Raw genomic sequence first — 2,528 nt, forward strand, 5'->3', positions numbered from 1 at the left:
TTTTATTTAGGCATTATTTATTTTGGACTTACGCACCTGCTATCAAATCCCTACTCTCAAATCACTCTAGGCGTGCTAGGAGGGCTATATCTAGCATATATTAGCCTAAAGATTTTGCGCACCCCCTATGATAAAGACAAGACAAATACCACGCTAGAATCTAGTATCAAATCTAGCTTAGATTCTAAGCCTAGCATAGATACTAAAATAGCCTTGCCTGATAGCTTTTGGCGTGCGCTTGTGGTAAATCTATCAAACCCTAAGGCGATTTTATTTTTTGGCGTGGTGGTTACGCAGTTTATTGGCAAAGATTTAGCCCTTAGCATTGTGGTGCTTTATGTGTCGCTTGTGAGTGCTTTTGTCTGCGTGGTGGCGGTATCTAGCTATTGTAGAAAATACATTACTTACAGGGTATTTTTTATCATTGATAGAGTTAGTGCGGTGTTGTTTTTTGGCTTTGCATTATCGCTTTTTTATCACGGATTTTGCGTGTGGCAAGATATAGGCTAGATTTTGCAAAATCTAAAAACCTATTGTGCTAAAATAACGCATACAAAATGCTACAAAACCTATCCAAAACCATACAAAAGGAGACAAAATGAATGCGTTAGTGCAGTTTAGAATGGATAGCGAGGATAAAGATGTGCTTGAAGCGATGCTAAAAGATATGGGGCTAGATTTAGGCACAGCCTTTAGAATGTTTGCTAAAAAAGTGCTAAAAACGGGTGAGATTCCTTTCACGCCAAGCACGGAAATCGACCCTGATACCATAATGACAAAAGAAGACAAAAAGGCATATAAAAAGGCGTTAAAAGAGCTAGAGCGAGGTGAAACGATAAGCCACGAAGAGCTAAAAAGGAAATTTGGGCTATGAGCTATAAGCTAGAATACGGCAAAGATTTGCTTAAATTTTTGCAAAAGCACCAAGAATTAGCCCCAAAAGTCGTAGAAAAACTAGAAATTATCGCGCAAAATCCTTATAACAACCCTTGCGATATTGCCAAACTACAAGGGCAAAAAAATCATTATCGTTTGAGAGTTGGCAAATATCGTGTGCTTTATGAAGTGCGCGAAAATCAGATTTTAGTCATCTATGCTTACAAAGCCGATTCGCGCGGGGATATTTATAAATAAATCACACACTAAAATACACTGCCAAAATCGTAGCAAAAAGCCCAAAACCTAGTGCGCTAAAGCTAGCGATTCTATCTTTTTTGCAAAAAGAAGTCATAATAAGCCCAGAGAGATAAAATAGCAACAACGATACGCCAAATCCCATCGCCAAAAAATCAAACCACGAAAACGCAAAATCCCCGATTTTAAACTTGCTACCTTTTGATTTGTGCATAAGAAGTAGCACGCCATAAAGATTTCGCTTCGTTACTTGCATAACCACCCCCCCATCGCGCTCTTTTAAAATCGTTGCACCATAATACACATTGCCCATATTCACATTCCCTCGCGCAATCTTTATGCTTCTATCGCTTGGAATCTCTAAATTATGCTCTTTTAATAACGCTAGCATTAGTTCTTGTTCTTCGCCCTTTTTTGGCATAGAATCTAGCGGGATTTTGGTGATTTGCGCTCCTGCATCTTGTTTTATGTCATAGATATATCCCACTCCTGTCAAAGCATAAATAAGTGCTAGTGGCAAGAAAAATAAACTCAAATATAAATGCAGTTTTATCCAAAATTTTTTGCTAATTTTGATTTTTTTTATGCTTTTTGTAAGTCTTGCAAAAAGCAAATTGATAATTTTTAGTTTGTATGTCTTGCTCATAAGAGTTCTCCTTATTTAAGAAAATTTAGCTGTGTATATCGCATCGCAACTGCAAAAAATCAAGCATTATAAAGCAGATTTGTAAAATAAATGTGAATTGTAAAACTTATTTGCAAAATTTGCTTTTTTGTAGATTTTAGGCATAAAATCGCATTTATAATGTATTTGGTGTTTTTAATCACAAAGATTTTATAGATTTTGCTACAATTTTGGATTCTTATGCAAACAATAATAAAGCACAAAAATGCATAAAAAAATCAAAAAAGGCAAAACAATGAGTCTAACTAATCCCCTAAAATCCATAAAATCACTTGCTATTTTTATCGTTTTTTCTCTATCGATATGTGAAAGTACCTTTTAATAATTCTGTTCCATCATATTGGACATCGCAAGTTTTTTCTATTTCCTTACTTGGTGGATAAACACTTGTATACCATTCATATTCTGCATCTGCATCGTTTGAATGTATATGTATCAAAGATTCAATACCGTATTCTTTAAGCTCATCAGTAGGCAAAGAAAATCCACCGCTTATTCGAGTTATTGTGCCACTTTCTACATCTTCATAATATGTGCTTTGTATCTTAAATGGGTGATTCTCATTTACTTTTTCCCCAAATTCATTTATCATATAATCATCATAATATTCAGGCTTTGATGCGCAATAATAAATCTCTAATTTTACAATGCTGTTTTCTTGTTTTTCTAACCAGCTTATCAAGTCATACGCGCTTTTTGGTGTATATAA

At 35.0% G+C, this 2,528-nt stretch carries 5 protein-coding genes; 3 read left to right on the forward strand and 2 right to left on the reverse strand.

Annotated features, from left to right (window positions below; translation table 11 throughout):
• The 3 genes from ACWIX0_RS13260 to ACWIX0_RS13270 form a co-directional block, all read left to right on the forward strand.
• Positions 1 to 510: LysE family translocator (locus ACWIX0_RS13260; RefSeq protein WP_454174457.1), on the forward strand; the 510-nt coding region annotated here is incomplete at its 5' end.
• A gap of 88 nt (positions 511 to 598) precedes the next feature.
• Positions 599 to 874 carry a type II toxin-antitoxin system RelB/DinJ family antitoxin gene (locus ACWIX0_RS13265; RefSeq protein ID WP_454174458.1) on the forward strand — a complete coding sequence of 92 codons (276 nt, stop codon included), beginning with the start codon at positions 599 to 601 and terminating at the stop codon, positions 872 to 874.
• Positions 871 to 1,134, forward strand: a complete 264-nt coding sequence (locus ACWIX0_RS13270) for a type II toxin-antitoxin system RelE family toxin (RefSeq protein WP_454174459.1) — start codon at positions 871 to 873, stop codon at positions 1,132 to 1,134. Before ACWIX0_RS13265 ends, ACWIX0_RS13270 begins: the two co-directional genes overlap by 4 nt.
• A 1-nt stretch (position 1,135) precedes the next feature.
• On the opposite strand, the gene ACWIX0_RS13275 is transcribed toward ACWIX0_RS13270, so the two are convergent.
• Together ACWIX0_RS13275 and ACWIX0_RS13280 are read right to left on the reverse strand one after the other, a co-directional pair.
• Positions 1,136 to 1,780, reverse strand: coding sequence for a hypothetical protein (locus ACWIX0_RS13275; RefSeq protein ID WP_454174460.1), 645 nt, complete (start codon positions 1,778 to 1,780; stop codon positions 1,136 to 1,138).
• A 334-nt stretch (positions 1,781 to 2,114) separates the two neighbouring features.
• On the reverse strand, positions 2,115 to 2,528 hold a 414-nt coding region (locus ACWIX0_RS13280), incomplete at its 5' end, for a hypothetical protein (protein ID WP_454174461.1).

The organism is Helicobacter sp. T3_23-1059, assembly GCF_053654515.1.

Bases quoted from the DNA above. Each gene is read 5' to 3' on its own strand.
- ACWIX0_RS13270 (WP_454174459.1), top strand. From the start codon at position 871: ATGAGCTATAAGCTAGAATACGGCAAAGATTTGCTTAAATTTTTGCAA.
- ACWIX0_RS13275 (WP_454174460.1), bottom strand. From the start codon at position 1,780: ATGAGCAAGACATACAAACTAAAAATTATCAATTTGCTTTTTGCAAGA.
- ACWIX0_RS13265 (WP_454174458.1), top strand. From the start codon at position 599: ATGAATGCGTTAGTGCAGTTTAGAATGGATAGCGAGGATAAAGATGTG.